The sequence below is a fragment of the Leptolyngbya sp. FACHB-671 genome (genome assembly GCF_014695745.1).
Classification (GTDB): Bacteria; Cyanobacteriota; Cyanobacteriia; order Elainellales; family Elainellaceae; genus JAAUTN01.
In genome coordinates, this window is the sequence record NZ_JACJOV010000067.1 from 128,325 (window position 1) to 145,585 (window position 17,261).

Consider the following 17,261-nt stretch of genomic DNA (forward strand, 5'->3'; position numbering starts at 1 on the left):
TCTAATGATACTGATTGATTTTCAAGACTCTTTTTGAGGCGATCGCCCTTCTCCTCAAAAGCGATCGCCCCCTCTTCTTCCTATCCTTCTCGCTTGCGATAACGGGTCAAGATACTCATCACTTCACCTACGTCAGGTGCAGGTAAGAGTGGACTCCATGCGCCGACTTCAGCGAAACCACGACGATGTAAGTTATGGATCGTTTCAATCACACCATCACGAGAACCGATTACTAACACCTGCAAGCGTTCGCGTTCTGGAAGTGGGGCAGTAGAAGGGTTCTCCTCCACGGGTAATGAGTGAGGAGATTCCAAAAAACAGTGAGACATAAGTTGTGACTCCTTAGGGTTTTCAAGGAAACCCAAAAACCTAGCCACCCCGCATTGATTCACACGTTGCAACAGTGAGTGAGAGAACAAAAAGTGAGTTTAAATCTTTCACTTTCATGTCCTGAAGAGTAAGCAACGCTTTTTTGACATGACAAGTCGGGGTGGCTAAGGGAGTGTTAAAATTCACCGTTAGCCGCCAGACTGCCGTTAACAGTTTGGGGGTTAGCTGCTCAAGGCTGCCGTTAACAGCTTTGAGTAGCGCTAGATCCTTGAGTATGGTGGGGTCGTCTGCGTGTAAAGTGACAACCTTAACGTGAGAGCATATCTGGGATGTGAGTCTCTCGTCAAGGTGTTGAGCTACGGATTTTTGAACGAGAGATGAGGGAGCGACCGCTCAAAAAAGACAAGTTTTGTCGGTTAATCGAGGAAATTCACTCAAGATTCAAGAAAAGTTGTCTCAAGTGAATTTTGTGTGAACTTGCAATATCTAAATTTGGTGGGTCACATAGAGAAGCGTCAAACTGTAGCAAAATTAACCTTTCTCAAATGGGGGCAAGGATGACGTACGTCTCTACCGGTAGTGGACAGGTTGGTGTTCTCAACAGTCGCGGTGTGTTTAGGTCGCTCAGAACTGGACCCGTTCTCACAGACATCGCCGAGTCGAAGGGAGGTGCCGTTTTTGGCGTAAATTTTGGCAGTTTGTTTCGAATCAACAGACGATCTGGTGCAGCAACTCGCATAGGCAGCCTGGGAACCAACAACATGAATGCTCTAGAGTTTGATGCTCAGGGCAGACTCTACGGTGCTGGGGGCAATGGCTTTTACCGCATCAACACTAACACGGGCAGAGCTACTCTCGTGTCTCGCATCTCTCGCTTCAACAGCAGCGGTGATATCGCCTATGACGCGCGCCGCAACCGTTTCTTTGCCACCTCCAACGCTCGAACTGCCACAACTGATGACCTGTTTTCCATCACTCCAGGCGGCAGAGCCAGCCGAGTCGGAGCAATTGGCAGGCGCAATATCTTTGGATTAGATGTTAAGGACAATAGGCTGCTCGGCTACACACCCGGTGGGGTAGAAATCACGATTAGCATGAGAACAGGACGCGGCACGTTTAAGCGGAACTTGCAAATTAGCAGCCCGATTTTCGGAATCGGTTAACTTAACTGTCAGGCTTGGGATTGAAAGTTCGGCAACCAGCACTGCATATCCACAGTGCATTTGCACTATCCTAAGAGGTAAGGTGAACTTGCTGTTGGCGATCGCTTGTGACTACTTCTCCCAAGCCCCTCACTCTAGTTAAAGACCCCGAACGTCTGGAGACGCGCCTCAAGGAAATTCCTCCAGAGCCGGGGGTCTATTTCATGCGCGACGCAAACGACAACATCTTATATATCGGCAAGTCAAAGAAGCTGCGAGCGCGAGTTCGCTCTTACTTTCGCGACAATCACGACCACAATCCGCGCATTGCCCTAATGGTGATACAGATTGCCGAGATTGAATTCATCGTCACCGACACCGAAGCCGAAGCACTGGCGCTAGAAGCCAATCTAGTGAAACAGCATCAGCCTCACTTCAACGTGTTGCTGAAAGACGACAAGAAATATCCCTATCTCTGTATTACCTGGTCAGAAGAATATCCACGCATTTTCATCACCCGCAGACGACAAAAGGGCAAAGGGCAAGACCGCTACTATGGCCCTTATGTCGATGTCGGCTCACTGCGGCGAACGCTGCATCTGGTGAAACGCATCTTTCCACTGCGGCAGCGACCTCAGCCATTGTTCAAAGACCGTCCCTGTTTGAACTACGACATGGGACGCTGTCCGGGGGTGTGTCAAAAGCTGGTTTCGCCTGAGGACTATCACAAGATCATGCAAAAAGTGGCGATGATCTTCCAGGGGCGAACGCAGGAGCTAGAAGACATCCTGTCGGCGCAAATGGAAAAAGCCGCTGAAGACTTGAACTTTGAATATGCGGCACGACTGCGCGACCAGATTCGCGGACTGCAATCATTGGGGGCAGATCAAAAAGTGTCGCTGTCAGACGATACCGTATCGAGAGATGCGATCGCCCTCGTTGCAGACGATCAGCACGCCTGCATTCAGCTTTTCCAAATTCGGGCAGGTCGCCTCGTCGGACGGTTGGGCTTTGTGGCAGATGCTCAGTCGGGTACACCCGGAGCCATCCTGCAACGGGCACTAGAGGAACACTTCCAAACCGTTGATCCGGTAGAAATTCCCTCAGAGATTTTGGTACAGCACGAACTGCCCGACGCAGAAATTCTGGCAGACGTGCTTTCCGAGAAACGCGGGCGTAAGGTAACAATCATCGTTCCCCACCGCCAAAGCAAAGCAGAACTGATCGAAATGGTTGAGCGCAACGCCGGATATGAGCTAGCCCGAACCCAACGTTTTGCTGACCGCAACAATCAAGCCATGCTCGACCTGGCAGGATTGTTAGACATGCCCGACATGCCCCACCGCATTGAGGGCTACGACATTTCTCACATCCAGGGTTCCGATGCGGTTGCTTCTCAGGTCGTGTTTGTGGATGGCTTACCCGCCAAGCAGCACTACCGTCACTACAAAATCAAAGATCCCACGGTGACAGCAGGACACTCTGACGACTTCGCCAGTATGGCAGAAGTCATCGGGCGACGATTCCGCCGCTATGCCCAAGACCCAAATCTAAAGCGAGTTGGCAATCCTGACTTCCCCGACTTGGTCATGATCGACGGTGGCAAAGGACAGCTTTCGGCTGTCGTAGAAGTGCTGCGCGAAATGAACCTGATGGAAGACGTAAAGGTCGTCAGTCTAGCCAAACAGCGCGAAGAAATCTTCCTACCCGGAGAATCGAAGCCACTACTCACCGATGCAGAACAGCCCGGAGTGCAGCTTTTGCGCCGTCTGCGAGATGAAGCACACCGATTTGCAGTTAGCTTCCACCGTCAGCAAAGGAGCGATCGCATGAGACGCTCCCGTCTCGACGAAATTCCCGGACTGGGACACTATCGCCAAAAACAGTTGCTTGCCCACTTCCGCTCAATCGACTACCTGCGCGAAGCCAGCCCCAAACAAATTGCAGAAGTACCAGGAATTGGCGATCGCATGGCCCAACAGATTTACGAATACTTCCACCCCTCAGCATCTTCTGCCTCTACAGAAGAATCTGTTTCGTAATCCGTTCGATCAGAGCATCCTACCCTTCTTTCATTCGCATCACCATCCTGCGGAGCAACTGTGGCAAAAAAAGCAGACATCGGCGGTAAGCGGCTAATTGGGTTAGCTCCAACCGCTTGGGTGCAATGGGTGACACAGCAACCCGATGTCGTTGCTGAGGAAATTCTAGGTTCCGAGTTTCAATGGATCAGCCGAGAAAATGATGTGCTGGTGAAAGTGAGCAGTCCGATTCACGGTCAGTTTCTGGTGCTCAACGAGTTGCAGTTGCGCTACACCTCCAAACTGCCATTACGAATGCGAACCTATGCAGCCCTTGCAGAAGAAAAGTACGCTTTGCCCGTCTATCCGGTTCTGGTCAATATTAGACCTCCTGCATGAATCGATTTTTTCCTACGAAACTATCAAGATCGAGCTTCAAAGTTCCCCAAAAATGCAGGATTTAGGAGGCGATCAAATATTCGTGCAGGAGGTCTATTCTTCCTCCCCCTGCAACGGTGACCATTGCCAATCACTTTGAATCCAACTTTCTAGGCATCCATGCTTATCAGGACTACCGAGTCATCAACCTCTGGGAAGTTGAAGTCGCGATCGTATTTGAGCAGTCCTTAAGTGCTTTACTACCCTTTGTGCCCGTATTGAAGCAAGGGGCAGAAGTTTCCGCAGTACAGCAGGCTTTGACCTTACTCCGTCAAGATGAGCAGCTAATTGAGTTGGAATCTCTACTAGCATTTTTTGCTAGCTTTGTTGTTGGGTAGTGAAGTCGTCAGGCAAATCATGAGGTGGGATATGGCAGTGCTACAAGAATCACCCTGGTATCAGGAGATCTTGAAAGAAGGTGAGCGGATAGGCAGACAAGAAGGCAGACAAGAAGGCAGACAAGAAGGCAGACAAGAAGAGGGGCGATCGCTAATCCTAAAACAACTCACTCGTCGCATAGGCACCCTTCCCCCAACAGTGGTGACACAAATTCAGTCTCTTACACTGGAGCAGCTTGAGACGTTAGGGGAAGCGTTGTTAGATTTCAGCACTCTAGCAGACTTAGAAACCTGGTTAGCAGGTCATTTGTAAAGCGATCGACTGTCTCAACTTCAATCCATTAGCGAAGTGGATAAAAATAAGGCAGAGCAAGTTGTTCTTTTGAGAAGATTCACGGTGCTTTCCTTAAGAAGAGATTTACGAATTTTCGTAAAACTGTTTACATCTATCGCCAGATCGGGAGGTGCTATAGTCTGCAGGATGAAGCATAAAGAATAAAAGTTCTTGCTGCTAAAACCCTCATCAGGGGTGCAACGATGTCCACCAGTACACCTTCCACTGCCGCGCAAGCTAACGTGCGCCAAATCAAACCTCAAAACGACGTGTTTATCTCCTACTCACGGCGAGATAAAGCATTTGTCGAAAAATTAGACGCTGCGCTCAGAAGTCTTAACCGTGCCCCTTGGGTTGATTGGGAAGACATTTACAAAGGCGAAGAGTGGTGGAAGGCAATCCAGCGGGGAATCGAATCAGCCAACACCTTCATTTTTGTAATCAGTCCAGATTCCGTCGCTTCGGCTGTCTGTCGGGATGAGGTGACTTATGCGGCGGAGTGCAACAAGCGGTTTTTGCCAATTGTTTGGCGAGAAGGGTTTGATCCAAAGCTGCTGCATCCGGCGATCGCCAGCCACAACTGGCTCTTCTTCCGCGAAACAGACGACTTTAACCCCGCCTTGCAAGAATTGATCCAGGCAATGGATACGGATCTGGTTCACCTTCGTGCCCACACTCGGCTGTTGATGCGGGCACTCGAATGGCAGTCTAAAGCCCAAAACAGCAGCTATTTGCTGCGCGGTCATGACTTGCAAGAAGCAGAGCAGTGGCTCATGCAAGGAGTAAACAAAGATCCCAAACCAACTCCACTGCAAACTCAGTACATTAACAGCAGTAACGAAGCTGAGGCACTAGTTCTTAAGGCAAGACAAAAAGCAAAACGGACGGTCGTATTAGCGACGGTTCTAGTTAATATGCTGCTGGTGACAGGAGCCTGTTTCTGGCTTTACAGCTCAGCTTCGAGTTGGGCTAGACGATGGGTCGAGCGACAATTGCAGGATGCGCTGAATGTGGGACTGGTAGGAATTAACGGAGACGAGTTTGAGGCGATCGCCTACTCCCCCCCCAGTTCAACCAGTGAGGAGTTTTACCAAAACCATCAAGACTGGCTTGTAAAAGTAAACACAGCTCTTCCCAACGCCTTCCCACGCACCTATGCGCCAACTGGAAATCCTAATTCTAATGAGATTATTTGGGTGGGCGACTCTTTTAGAGATCCTGCCCGTGACACCGCCAGTCAGTCAGTCAGCGCAACTCAATATCGTCAGCCCTACACCGTTGATTCTACTTCTCAATATTGGTTAGCCGCAGGGCTAATCGAGCCAACCCTTACCCGCTCCATTTACACCGACGAATTTGGTAGCTGGCTCTCGATTTGTGGACCAATCCAAAACTCTGCTGGACAAGTCGTTGGTGGACTAAGGGTTGACCTTCGCGCAGACTACGTTCGCCGAATCGAGCAGCGAGTCCGAAATGCGTTGCTTACCGCCTACGTCATCGTCTTCATCTGGCTCTTCATTCTCAGCCTGATCATTCTGCGAGCCACCCGTCTCCCCACAGATTCCTTTGCATTAAAAGCAGCCCCATCTCAGAAAAACCAAACCGAGTAACCATCGGCTTAGCTCAAGAATTTACACAATCAGAAGAAAATAGGCGATCGCCTTGCAGCGACCTCCAGCTAGAGCTATGTTTTTAGCTTATGCCAACTCAGAAATTGGAGCTACAAATAAGAGCAACACCCCGACGGGACGTCACTCTTAGTTTGTAACCCCAATTTTTCCTGAAGCGGTGTTACTGAGATACTTCAGCAGTGAGGGGCAAGCCGTTCTGAGAAACGGGTTGGTTGTGCAGCACCATTGTGGTAGTCGTGTTTTCCTCGAAGCCGATGCGCTCGTAAAATTTTTGTTGATGCGTGGTCATCAGGTAGACTCGCTCAACCCGATTCACATGAGGATGCATCAGGACAGTTTCAACCAGCTTACGTCCCAATCCTGCGCCCTGATAGTCAGGGTGAACGACAACGTCCCAAATTGTTGCCCGATAGATGCCATCTGATGTAGCGCGGGCAAATCCAATTAACCTGCCATTATCCCAGACCGTCACAACGGGTTTGCTGTTGGCGATCGCCACTGCCCAATCTTCTAAACGGCGATCGCGTGCCCAGAAAGCCGCAGCTTCAAACAATGCTCGGAGTTGATCAAGGTCAATTTCAGCAGGGCAATTTCCCTGCAAAGCCCCTTCATGAACACAAAATTGAACGTGGCGGCAATCCATCGCGGTCAATCCCCTTCGTTTATTGTCTAGGCTAGACGAGCAACATTCGTACTGACGTTGACCGTCTGGTAGAGAAATGTAGATGTATGTAGGTGGACTGTTTAGTTTTAATAAGTCCCAAGAACCCAGGATAATCCTAATTTTTTAAATCAGGTCAGGATGGGGATACCTACGTATGGAATTCATGACAAAATCTAGATTGCAAACGAGTTAGGTATGTTCAATTCTTTGAAGCTGTTCCGTCGCACCCATCCAAAACCAGTAGTCAAGCCGCGCCGGACTAAGCAGCGGCGATCGCCAATAATTCTTTTCCTGATGCTCCTGCTGTGGAGCCTCGTTTTAGGCTGGGGGCTTGCACAAGCCACAGAAACTAACCCAGGCACCATTGATGTCATAGCGCCACGCTACGAACTAGGACAAGATCTTTACTTAGAGAATTGCGCCACCTGTCATATCGGTGTACCACCAGGAATCATGCCCACCGAAAGCTGGCGACAAATCTTGCAAGACCCGGAACACTACGGAATCCAGCTACCGCTGCTCGTCGATCCACCTCGTCTGCTCGTGTGGGACTACCTGGGGCAGTACTCGCGTCCTGAAGCCGAAGGCGAGCAGATTCCCTTCCGCATCGAAGAATCCCGCTACTTCAAAGCCCTCCACCCCAGAGTCGAATTACCTCAACCCACCCGTTTAGGAAGCTGCATCAGCTGCCATCCCGGTGCAGAGCAGTTTAATTTCCGCAGCTTATCCCCAGAGTGGGAAGACGCACCGTAAAGAGGACAGAATGGGTACTCCGCATCTAGCTCCTAACCCCTAGCACCTCTTCCCGCCCCTAGCCTCTGTTCCAAATGATAGGATTAGGAAAATGATGGCCTGTCTATAACGTCCTCCTTACTATGTTGAAAAATCTGCTGGGTGATCCCAACTCACGTAAATTAAAAAAATATAAGCCCGACGTTGTAGAAATTAATCTACTTGAGGAAGAGATCAAGCCCCTGTCAGACGAAGCGCTGACCGGAAAGACCACAGAATTTAGGCAACGCCTGGAAAAAGGCGAGTCACTCGATGCCATTTTGCCAGAGGCATTTGCAGTCGTGCGCGAAGCCGCAAGGCGCGTCTTGGGAATGCGGCACTTTGATGTCCAGCTTATCGGCGGCATGGTGCTGCACGATGGGCAGATCGCCGAGATGAAGACTGGGGAAGGTAAAACCCTGGTGTCTACGTTGCCTGCCTATCTCAACGCGCTTGAAGGCAAAGGCGTTCACGTCGTCACGGTAAACGACTACTTGGCAAGACGAGACGCAGAATGGATGGGTCAAGTCCACCGCTTTTTGGGACTAAGCGTGGGGTTGATTCAGCAAGGGATGAATCCGGCTGAGCGCAAAAAGAATTACGACTGCGATATTACCTACGGCACCAACAGCGAGTTGGGCTTTGACTACCTGCGTGACAACATGGCCTCCTCTATGCAGGACGTAGTGCAGCGACCCTTTAACTACTGCGTCATCGACGAAGTTGACTCCGTGCTGATTGACGAAGCCCGAACACCGCTGATCATCTCAGGACAGGTAGAGCGGCCCAGCGAGAAGTATGTAAAGGCGGCCCAAGTTGCGAATGCGTTGCGCCGAGGCGAAAAAGATGGTGCTGAAGAGCATTATGAGGTAGACGAAAAAGCGCGCAACGTGCTGTTGGCGGACGAGGGCTACATTGAGGCAGAGCAGCTTTTGGGCGTAAAGGATTTGTTCGACCCGCAAGACCCCTGGGCGCACTATATCTTCAACGCTATTAAAGCAAAGGAACTGTTCATTAAAGACGTAAACTACATCGTTCGCAATGACGAAATTGTGATTGTAGACGAGTTTACTGGACGGGTAATGCCCGGTCGTCGCTGGAGTGATGGACTGCACCAGGCGATCGAAGCCAAGGAAAGGGTGGAGATTCAGCCGGAAACTCAAACTCTGGCAACAATTACCTACCAAAACTTCTTCTTGCTTTATCCCAAGTTGGCTGGAATGACGGGTACTGCCAAGACTGAAGAGGCAGAATTTGAGAAAATCTACAATCTAGAAGTAACCATTGTCCCAACTAACCGCACGACCAAACGGCGGGATGTGTCGGATGTGGTCTACAAGACCGAAGACGCTAAGTGGAAGGCGATCGCCGAAGAGTGCGCCGATATGCACAAAGTCGGTCGTCCTGTCCTGGTTGGCACAACCAGCGTAGAGAAATCAGAAGTGCTGTCTCGTCTGCTGAGTGAGCGGGAAATTCCTCACAATCTACTCAACGCTAAGCCAGAAAACGTCGAGCGAGAATCTGAAATCATCGCTCAGGCGGGGCGCAAAGGAGCCGTCACGATCGCCACCAACATGGCAGGACGAGGAACCGACATTATTCTGGGTGGTAACGCCGACTACATGGCGCGACTCAAGGTGCGGGAATACTTCATGCCTCGCGTCGTTCAGCCGGAGGATGAAAACAGCTTTGCGGTTGCTCGTGGTCCTATGGGCAAAGGCAATCGTGGTGGTGGCAAAGGCTTTACGCCTGGTGAGGGTAAGGTAAAAACCTGGAAAGCTTCCCCTCAGATTTTTCCAACGGAGCTGTCCCTAGACACCGAGCGCTTACTACGAGAAGCAGTTGACTTTGCCGTGCAGCAGTACGGAGAGCGATCGCTCCCTGAACTCGAAGCCGAAGACAAAGTTGCCACCGCTGCCGAAAAAGCACCGGTAAACGATCCGGTCATCATGCGCCTGCGTCAGGTCTACAACCTGATTCTGAACGAATACGAACAGTTCACCGAAGCAGAACACGAAGAAGTGGTGCAACTGGACGGACTGCACGTCATCGGCACTGAGCGTCACGAATCGCGCCGGATTGACAACCAATTGCGCGGTCGGGCAGGACGGCAAGGCGACCCCGGTTCTACTAAGTTCTTCCTGAGCTTGCAGGACAATTTGCTGAGGATTTTTGGGGGCGATCGTGTCGCAGGGTTCATGCAAGCCTTTCGAGTTGAAGAAGACATGCCCATCGAGTCAGGAATGCTCACCCGTGCCCTAGAAGGCGCACAGAAAAAGGTTGAGACCTACTACTACGACATCCGCAAGCAGGTGTTTGAGTATGACGAGGTGATGAACAATCAGCGCCGCGCCATCTACGCTGAGCGTCGCCGTGTCCTAGAGGGGCAAGACCTGAAAGAGCAGGTGATTAAATACGCTGAGAAGACAATGGACGACATCGTCGAAGCGTACATCAACCCCGACCTGCCACCTGAGGAATGGGAACTCGACAAGCTCGTCAGCAAAGTCAAAGAGTTTGTGCATTTGCTCTCAGATATGGAGCCTGACCAGCTAGAAGACTTGACCGTTGGTGAAGTCAAAACCTTCCTGCATGAGCAAGTACGTATCGCCTATGACCTCAAAGAGGCACAGGTCGATCAAATTCAGTCAGGGCTAATGCGTCAGGCAGAACGATTCTTCATCCTGCAACAAATCGACACCCTTTGGCGTGAGCACCTGCAGCGCATGGATGGACTGAGAGAGTCGGTAGGTTTGCGTGGCTACGGTCAGCAAGACCCGCTGATCGAGTACAAGAGTGAAGGCTACGAACTGTTCCTGGACATGATGACCGACATTCGGCGAAACGTCGTCTACTCGCTCTTCCAGTTCCAGCCACAGGTTCCAGCGGCTCCTCAGAAGCCCTCTGAGGTAGTCTAAGCGATTGATTTTGCTGGGAAACCCTGGTTCCAATCCTCAGGGTCCCAGCAAGATTTCAATCGAGACGGCAAAAAACACTGCAGAATTAAAATTTACCCCTCCCAGAGTGAACGAAATTCTGCTAATATAGCGATTCTGTGGCTCTAATTGAGTTGCAGTCGATCTCCAGGAGAGATGGCCGAGCGGTTGAAGGCGCAGCACTGGAAATGCTGTTTGGGCGAAAGTTCAACGAGGGTTCGAATCCCTCTCTCTCCGTTTCATAGCGATATTCACTTTCCAGCTAGCTTGTTTCTAGCTGACCGTTGAATCGTTTCCTCACAATAATGTAATAGATTGAACCTGCTGCTCGGTGCGACAGCTTTCGACCTTATTCTCGATTACATCTGCTGCATATTGAACCCCACCTGCATGGCGAATGGCTCTCTGTAAGCGGGCCGCATTTTGTCTGTAAGACTCGTTCATCAGCACCCGTCGAATGACCTGTCGCAACCTGACGACGTTGGCACTAGATAAGGGCAAAAATTCCCCCACTCCGACCCAGGCAAGCCGTGCCGCAACGCCTAGCTGATCGTCGGCTAATGGAATGGCAACCAGAGGCACTGCATTGCTCAACGCTTCTAGCGTTGTGTTTAGTCCAGCATGAGTGACACAGAGGGAAGCCCGCTCTAGCAATTTCAACTGTGGGGCGTATTTAACCACGATTGGGTTGCCTGGTAGTTTCGGTAATGCTTCTGGCTCCAGCCCTCCTCCCAAAGAAATGACAACCTGAGCTTCTAAATCGACACAGGCTTCTGCAATGGCTTGAAACAAGTGTTTAATTTGGTTGCGTGAAGTGCCTAGTGAGATGTAGATGAGACGCAGATTGCTTAACTTCTCAAAGGGAAAGTCCGTTCTAGGACGACCTGTAGAGTTATGGAACGGACCCGTGAAATAGAAGTAGGAAGGTAATTTGCGGTAAGGATATTCCAACTCAGGGACATGCTGGCTGATGATTGCCAGTTTGGAAAAGCAGTCGTTGTAGCTTGAGTAGGCGGGCAAGTTCCACAATTTCCGATAGCGCGCTATGACTGATATGACAGGACGGCTGATTAGCAGAAGCAACCCGTAAGTAATCTGATTGCGAAGCCGCGCCCACCAGCGAGGGTTAAAAGTCCAGTCTGTTAAGGCAGGTGGAACGTAGCTATCTTGGTAGAGTACCAAAGCGCTACAGATGGTGATGAAAGGCAAATTCAAATGCTCAGCGATGGTTCCTCCTTCAAAGGCAGACATGTCTATAAGTAAAGCCTCAATCCCTGCTTTGCGGATTGCCCTGGGAGCTTCTCGCAGACTGGTAGCTACTCTTATTTTGAAAAAACTGATGCCGCGCCAGAGTGCCTGCAGTCCTGTCAACTCTGCCCGTTTTGGATCGACTCCTGTGTAAGCGATCGCCTCAAAGCCAAGACCTGCCTCTCTTGCTTTTGCTTCTGCACGAGCATCACTCAGAACAGTAACTTGGTGCCCCCGCCGCTGAAGCTCATACCCTAATGGCAGTAGCGTATTCAAGTGTCCCGTTCCACCCAGGCAAAGAATGCCGAAATGAGTCATGCTTGTATCTCTTAATTTTTCTTTGTGAAAGTTTTATAGCAGGTTTCACTAATATTCAGATAGATAGAATGCTGCCTAAATAAGCTTTTTACTCCGGTCTGATTTAGGAAAGCTGAGAATTGCCTTACAAGGCAAACCACTCTAATCACTTGAACTGCTAAGGTAAAAACCTCTTCTTAATTGAGAACTAAGCATTAGAGAGTATCGAGGTACTGTGGGGTGACTGATTAGTCCAGAGTTGTGACTAATGAGCTGAAGGGCTGTCTAAGCATCGCTATATAGTATGAATTGTCAGTTTTTCTTCACTGAAGCTTCATACTTGAACCAGCGACCTTACTTCACATTTACTTGATAATACTGACCTGCTAATCGTGATTGAGAACTTTTGATGAAATTAATCGTCATGAGTGTTTATGCTTAGGGGAAAAAGTTGAAGGCGGACCTATGAAGCTACTTAAATTACTTCGAAACTCTGTCCTCATCTGGCATCTGACCTGCGGAACTTGTGCGATCGCCTTGGTTGGCAGTTTAACTGTTTACCAACGGTCAGTCCTGGCAGATCCACTCACCATTGTTCAAAATCACTGGGATGCGATCGCCTCTCGAAATGCTGATAGAACTGTCCAGCAATATAGCCAGGATGCTGTCCTGTTATGGACTCACGGTTCATTAAGAGGAAGGTATCAGGGGAGCCAAATTTATCAGAACTGGCAGACCTTTTTTAAGAAATATCAAATTGAAAGCAGTCGTATTGTTGAACAGAACAGTAGCGATCGCACCGTTAAAGCAGAAATTGTGGTTATTTCCAAGTCAAATGCAAGCTCTAATCAACAACTTCATCTTTTCTACGAAGTTCGAATTGATGAGCAAGGAAAAATTCTTTATGAAGTCTGGCAAACGAAGGCTCAATAGGGCAGACGAACGCCTGATCATGTGACTAGAATTGTCTGTAGCGTTCAGCAAACTCATCTACCTTGAGCAGAAGTTAATCTTACTTAAGCTCCATTTCAAAACACGCTAACTCTGCCACGAATCAACCTGTACTATCATGCCCACTCAGCACTTGAAACTGACTTGGGAAAAACCTCTGAAGATTTTTTCAAAGTTCTGTTTAGGTTGCTCTATTTGAGTCGTTGGATGAGTACTGAATTGTTTGTAAGTAAGCTGTGCATCTATTTCATGTTAGAAAGCTGAGGTCTGTTTCCTAAACCATTTAGGAGGGTTTTACACGACGAGGTTAACTCGCAGGCAGTTAGTTTTACCTTCTAAAAACTTCATTGTTTCCCAGATTTTATGCTGTGGAACGCAGTAATGAATGGCCCCCACTCGTCTCTTACTGTGCGTGAAGTAATTGCTTGTTCCTGATTGATTGATCATGGGTCTGGATGAGCCATATGACGTTTGAAGATATCTATCAGTTTTTCCGCAATCCACCTCCGTTTTATCTCAATAAAGAACTGGCGGTTTGCTATGTATTGGCCGTTTTACTGCGACAGGATTCTTACGGCACTGAACTGATTCAACTGCTAGAAACTGAATATCCTGTCTATCGCCTTTCTGATACCGTCTTGTATAGCGCTTTGAAGTTTTTGGAAGACAAGGCTGCAATTACAGGCTATTGGAAAAAAGTTGAAGGACGGGGACGACCCCGCCGCATGTATCAAGTTCATCCCGATTGGACGCACCAAGCTCAAGAGTTGGCTCGTCTCTGGCGCGACTATGCTCTGGGGAAAACGCCAAGCCTTCAGCGGTAGCAAAACCACTGGATTGAGGCAAACTTCTACCATAACGGACGAAACGTATGGTGCGATCGCCCCTTATACCTAAGAGCTACCCGTTCGCTTTTGTGAGGGCTTTGCCGTTCAAAGCCCTTACAAGCGACTTTTTCATTAGAAAGCTTTGTATATAAAAACTTGATTGTTAGGGAAAATTTCCCTATGGTCACTACTACTTTTATCGATCTGCAAACTTAGAGCTTCTTCAACAAAAAGTTCTGATTTCAGCAGCTTATCCTGCTTGTCTAGGTATTCGTCTTAGTCCCTCTAACATCAGGAGATTTTCTATCAGTTTTATTCCTGTAGGGACAGATCAACGCTTGCCCAGCCCCAATCACTTCCAACTGGGCGACAGTTCTAAAGATCGCCTTTGGTTCAGTATCTCTGCTAAGCCCTTCAGCAATTGCTACAGACAACAACCCCTTTTATCTAGAGAATGTTGTTCTGGAATGCATTCTGTAGAAAGTCTAAAATTCTTCAAATTCCAGGAATTTTACTGATATTCCTCATCTCCTTAGGAATACATTAGCTGTCCTATTGCAAAGATTACATCCGTCCTTTTCCGCAATTCTACGAGTGCGAGTTGTGGTGTAAGTCTAAGCAAATGTTCTTAGCAGAGGTGCCCCCCTAATGACAGAACAAAAGTTAGAAGCAATTGTCCGTAAGTTCGTGCCCCGACGTGGAATGACTCCTGGTGGTACGGCTGATTATGTCAACATTCCAGGCGGACACCCAGATTTTGAGTTTGAGAATGCGCGTACGACTGGTGCAGTTAAAGGCATTGTCAAATCAACGTTACGCAAAAACGAAGAGGATGGCTTGTTTAAGCCTCAATATTCTGGGCAGTCTCAAGGTACAGTCAGCAGCGAAGCAAGCTTCAATCAGTGGTTTACTACCTACGGAGTCACGGATACCAGCTATGGCAACAGTGAACAAAAAATTATCTTGCCTCTAGCGGAGAAGGCTGGGCAACCTGGTGTTTTTGAATACAGTTCTGAAGCTTTTTTCCCGCTGGATGAGGAAAACCTTTTTGTTAGAACGGATCAGGGACAACCTCAGGTTACGTGGCTGAACACAGAGGGCTTTGAGTGGCGACGCATTCCCACCGCCTCAGGTAGCACGTCTCTAAGAACAATATTTGCGGATGCCCGGGGTGGACAGATTGAGTGGCGCGATCGCCAAAACAAACTGTTGCCCCATACCTATCACTTTACGCTTGAGCTACACCACACCTTTGCTTACAAACCAGGAGCCGAAAACTGGACTTTTGAATTTAGAGGCGACGATGACTTGTGGGTATTTATTGCAGGCAAACTGGTGATTGATCTGGGCGGCGTTCATAGCTCGCTAGATGGACGAGTGCGTCTGGGCGATTTAAAGCTGAACGATCAGGATGAAATTGATCCCAATGGCACTAAGCCTCTCCTGGAGTTTGGCAAAGAATATTCTTTTGACCTGTTTTACGCAGAGCGTCACACGTCCGGAGCTAGATTTAGAATTACGACCTCGATTCCATTTGATCCCAAGGTTGAGATCGAGGCGGGCAAAGATGCTCAGGAGCCTGCACCAGGACAGGTTGCGGTTCCTGCTCAAATGGGCGAATTTACCGTCAGGCTGACCGGAGACAAAACTTCTAACAAACCCCTCGTTGTCAGTTTTCAAACTAGCGGACAAGCCACCATCGGCACGGGTGCTCAAAACAATGACTATCGCTTGAAGCTGAAAGACGCAAACGGCAATCCCCCAGGCGATTGGTTAACGAACAGTGTCACAATTCCAGCGGGGCAAAAAGAGGTCAAGATTGCAGTCGTACCCTTCAGCGATGAATTTACCGAAGAACAAGAAAGCGTAATTCTGACGCTGATTGATGGGCTAGATTATGATTTGGCTGACAAAACAGAAGCTGAGATCAAGATCATTGATTTTGTGCCGCCGCTACCCGTGGTAACGATCCGGGCGACGATTCCTGAAGCAAAAGAGCCAGCCCCCGGACAAGCCGCCCTATCTGAAGATATGGGCGAATTTACTATTAGGCGGGTCGGACAAAATTTGCGAAGACCTCTGACGGTCAAGTTTCGCCCACCCGAAGGGACAGCAACTCTGAACACGGATTATCGTTTAAGGCTTAAGGCTGCTAATGGGGCGCTTCAGGATTGGCTGGCAGCCAATAGCGTCATTATCCCAGCAGGGCAAAGCGAAGTCAGGATTGCGGTAGTGCCAGTTGGCGATCGCAATCAACGCAACCGACCCGTTCGAGAGCCTGACGAAACGGTCATTCTCACACTCAATAATGACCCTGCTTACCAGCGCGGCAGACCTTTGAGGGATGAGGTCGTGATCAAAGATTATGTTGCCCCTTCAAAACCCATCGTCACGCTGCGGGCGATTGATGATGAAGCGGAAGAACCTGCTCCAGGTCAGGCTGCTACTCCGCAACAGGTAGGCGCATTCCTAATTAGCGTTCGGTCGGCAGTTGCCCATTCAGGACTGACAGTAAGATTCAGGTTATCGGGTGATGCTCGTCGGGGCAGCGACTATGTGCTGAAAGATGAATCGGGCAACCTGATTGCGGAGAATACCTTGGCGATTGCTCCTGGCAAAGACAGAGTCAGAATTACAGTCGTACCCCTTGCCGACCGCCTCGGTAGCGAGGGATACGAGTATGTGATCATGACCCTGTTGCGCAGCACAGGTTATGACCTCGGTAGGGAATATGCCGATACTGTGCGAATCAAAGATCGAACCATTTCATCTCGGATGTTGGCAGAGATCGAAGCGATCGACGACAGCGCAGAAGAACCCTTCATCGTCAATGGTCAAGTTGTAGAACCTGGAGACAACGGCACATTTCAGATTCGACTGAGTCAGAAGGCCCCTTCAGGAGGGGTAACAGTCCACTATGCCATTAGTGGAACGACGGAGCGCAGTGACGGCACACGAGATTTCGTTTTAGACCCCAATCGCACCTGGGTACACATTCCTGAAGGCAAACGGCACGACAACATCGTCGTCAGACCCATAGCAGATACGCAGTTTCAAGAAGCTACTGAGACAGTCAGGCTAACGCTCCAACCGGGTTCCAAATACTTCTTACCTGAAAACAAGAAGAAGAAGAGATGGGATGAGGTGTCTATTTCCAACAGGAACCGTGAAGGCAGAATAGGCAGCTAGCACTGAGTCATTGAAGCTGAACGCAAAGCTGAACTGCGTTTCAAACGATTATTACCCTTTGAGTTGCGGAGTATACACAGCGTATACACCGTAGACTCTTTGGGAGAGGAAAAATTGAGGATTTTGGGATTTGGGCAAGGCTTA

14 protein-coding genes and 1 tRNA gene are annotated in these 17,261 nt (G+C 49.3%); 12 read left to right on the top strand and 3 right to left on the bottom strand.

Annotated elements, in window-relative coordinates; translation table 11 throughout:
- Positions 1 to 80 precede the first annotated feature (80 nt).
- Complete coding sequence (locus H6F93_RS08485; RefSeq protein WP_190680076.1) at positions 81 to 329, bottom strand: hypothetical protein; 249 nt, start codon at positions 327 to 329, stop codon at positions 81 to 83.
- A gap of 558 nt (positions 330 to 887) precedes the next feature.
- Between H6F93_RS08485 and H6F93_RS08490 the strand changes: the two genes are divergently transcribed.
- From H6F93_RS08490 to H6F93_RS08510, 6 genes are all read left to right on the top strand, one after another.
- Positions 888 to 1,493, top strand: a complete 606-nt coding sequence (locus H6F93_RS08490) for an SMP-30/gluconolactonase/LRE family protein (RefSeq protein WP_190680077.1) — start codon at positions 888 to 890, stop codon at positions 1,491 to 1,493.
- A 107-nt stretch (positions 1,494 to 1,600) separates the two neighbouring features.
- Complete coding sequence (gene uvrC, locus H6F93_RS08495) at positions 1,601 to 3,514, top strand: excinuclease ABC subunit UvrC (protein ID WP_190680078.1); 1,914 nt, start codon at positions 1,601 to 1,603, stop codon at positions 3,512 to 3,514.
- Between the two features lie 60 nt (positions 3,515 to 3,574).
- Positions 3,575 to 3,892: an RpnC/YadD family protein gene (locus H6F93_RS08500; protein WP_242043354.1), complete on the top strand. Its 318-nt coding sequence runs from the start codon at positions 3,575 to 3,577 to the stop codon at positions 3,890 to 3,892.
- 116 nt (positions 3,893 to 4,008) lie between these two features.
- Positions 4,009 to 4,269, top strand: a complete 261-nt coding sequence (locus tag H6F93_RS35705; protein WP_199313561.1) for a hypothetical protein — start codon at positions 4,009 to 4,011, stop codon at positions 4,267 to 4,269.
- A gap of 31 nt (positions 4,270 to 4,300) precedes the next feature.
- Positions 4,301 to 4,582: a DUF4351 domain-containing protein gene (locus tag H6F93_RS35710; protein WP_242043355.1), complete on the top strand. Its 282-nt coding sequence runs from the start codon at positions 4,301 to 4,303 to the stop codon at positions 4,580 to 4,582.
- A gap of 224 nt (positions 4,583 to 4,806) precedes the next feature.
- Positions 4,807 to 6,213, top strand: coding sequence for a toll/interleukin-1 receptor domain-containing protein (locus H6F93_RS08510; RefSeq protein WP_190680079.1), 1,407 nt, complete (start codon positions 4,807 to 4,809; stop codon positions 6,211 to 6,213).
- 181 nt (positions 6,214 to 6,394) lie between these two features.
- On the opposite strand, the gene H6F93_RS08515 is transcribed toward H6F93_RS08510, so the two are convergent.
- Complete coding sequence (locus H6F93_RS08515; RefSeq protein WP_190680080.1) at positions 6,395 to 6,877, bottom strand: GNAT family N-acetyltransferase; 483 nt, start codon at positions 6,875 to 6,877, stop codon at positions 6,395 to 6,397.
- A 216-nt stretch (positions 6,878 to 7,093) separates the two neighbouring features.
- Between H6F93_RS08515 and H6F93_RS08520 the strand changes: the two genes are divergently transcribed.
- From H6F93_RS08520 to H6F93_RS08530, 3 genes are all read left to right on the top strand, one after another.
- On the top strand, positions 7,094 to 7,651 hold the full coding sequence (locus tag H6F93_RS08520; protein ID WP_190680081.1) for a diheme cytochrome C: 558 nt from the start codon (positions 7,094 to 7,096) through the stop codon (positions 7,649 to 7,651).
- A gap of 122 nt (positions 7,652 to 7,773) precedes the next feature.
- Positions 7,774 to 10,587: a preprotein translocase subunit SecA gene (gene secA / locus H6F93_RS08525; RefSeq protein WP_190680082.1), complete on the top strand. Its 2,814-nt coding sequence runs from the start codon at positions 7,774 to 7,776 to the stop codon at positions 10,585 to 10,587.
- A 168-nt stretch (positions 10,588 to 10,755) separates the two neighbouring features.
- Positions 10,756 to 10,842: transfer RNA gene (locus tag H6F93_RS08530), tRNA-Ser, on the top strand.
- Between the two features lie 60 nt (positions 10,843 to 10,902).
- Here H6F93_RS08530 and H6F93_RS08535 read toward each other — a convergent pair.
- The gene (locus H6F93_RS08535; protein WP_190680083.1) at positions 10,903 to 12,171 is read right to left on the bottom strand and encodes a glycosyltransferase; all 1,269 of its coding nucleotides are present in this window, start codon (positions 12,169 to 12,171) and stop codon (positions 10,903 to 10,905) included.
- A 444-nt stretch (positions 12,172 to 12,615) separates the two neighbouring features.
- On the opposite strand from H6F93_RS08535, the gene H6F93_RS08540 reads away from it, so the two are divergent.
- From H6F93_RS08540 to H6F93_RS08550, 3 genes are all read left to right on the top strand, one after another.
- Positions 12,616 to 13,083, top strand: coding sequence for a nuclear transport factor 2-like protein (locus H6F93_RS08540; RefSeq protein ID WP_190641696.1), 468 nt, complete (start codon positions 12,616 to 12,618; stop codon positions 13,081 to 13,083).
- Positions 13,084 to 13,565: 482 nt separating this feature from the next.
- Entirely contained in the window at positions 13,566 to 13,925 is a 360-nt protein-coding gene (locus tag H6F93_RS08545; RefSeq protein WP_190641697.1) for a PadR family transcriptional regulator, read from the top strand.
- 651 nt (positions 13,926 to 14,576) lie between these two features.
- Positions 14,577 to 17,117, top strand: coding sequence for a fibro-slime domain-containing protein (locus tag H6F93_RS08550; RefSeq protein ID WP_190680084.1), 2,541 nt, complete (start codon positions 14,577 to 14,579; stop codon positions 17,115 to 17,117).
- Positions 17,118 to 17,261: the final 144 nt, after the last annotated feature.

Coding starts and splice junctions, on each gene's coding strand:
- H6F93_RS08550 (WP_190680084.1), top strand. CDS start 14,577: ATGACAGAACAAAAGTTAGAAGCAATTGTCCGTAAGTTCGTGCCCCGA.
- H6F93_RS08520 (WP_190680081.1), top strand. CDS start 7,094: ATGTTCAATTCTTTGAAGCTGTTCCGTCGCACCCATCCAAAACCAGTA.
- H6F93_RS35710 (WP_242043355.1), top strand. CDS start 4,301: ATGGCAGTGCTACAAGAATCACCCTGGTATCAGGAGATCTTGAAAGAA.
- H6F93_RS08490 (WP_190680077.1), top strand. CDS start 888: ATGACGTACGTCTCTACCGGTAGTGGACAGGTTGGTGTTCTCAACAGT.
- H6F93_RS08485 (WP_190680076.1), bottom strand. CDS start 329: ATGTCTCACTGTTTTTTGGAATCTCCTCACTCATTACCCGTGGAGGAG.
- secA (WP_190680082.1), top strand. CDS start 7,774: ATGTTGAAAAATCTGCTGGGTGATCCCAACTCACGTAAATTAAAAAAA.
- H6F93_RS08535 (WP_190680083.1), bottom strand. CDS start 12,171: ATGACTCATTTCGGCATTCTTTGCCTGGGTGGAACGGGACACTTGAAT.
- H6F93_RS08545 (WP_190641697.1), top strand. CDS start 13,566: ATGACGTTTGAAGATATCTATCAGTTTTTCCGCAATCCACCTCCGTTT.
- H6F93_RS08510 (WP_190680079.1), top strand. CDS start 4,807: ATGTCCACCAGTACACCTTCCACTGCCGCGCAAGCTAACGTGCGCCAA.
- H6F93_RS08540 (WP_190641696.1), top strand. CDS start 12,616: ATGAAGCTACTTAAATTACTTCGAAACTCTGTCCTCATCTGGCATCTG.
- H6F93_RS08515 (WP_190680080.1), bottom strand. CDS start 6,877: ATGGATTGCCGCCACGTTCAATTTTGTGTTCATGAAGGGGCTTTGCAG.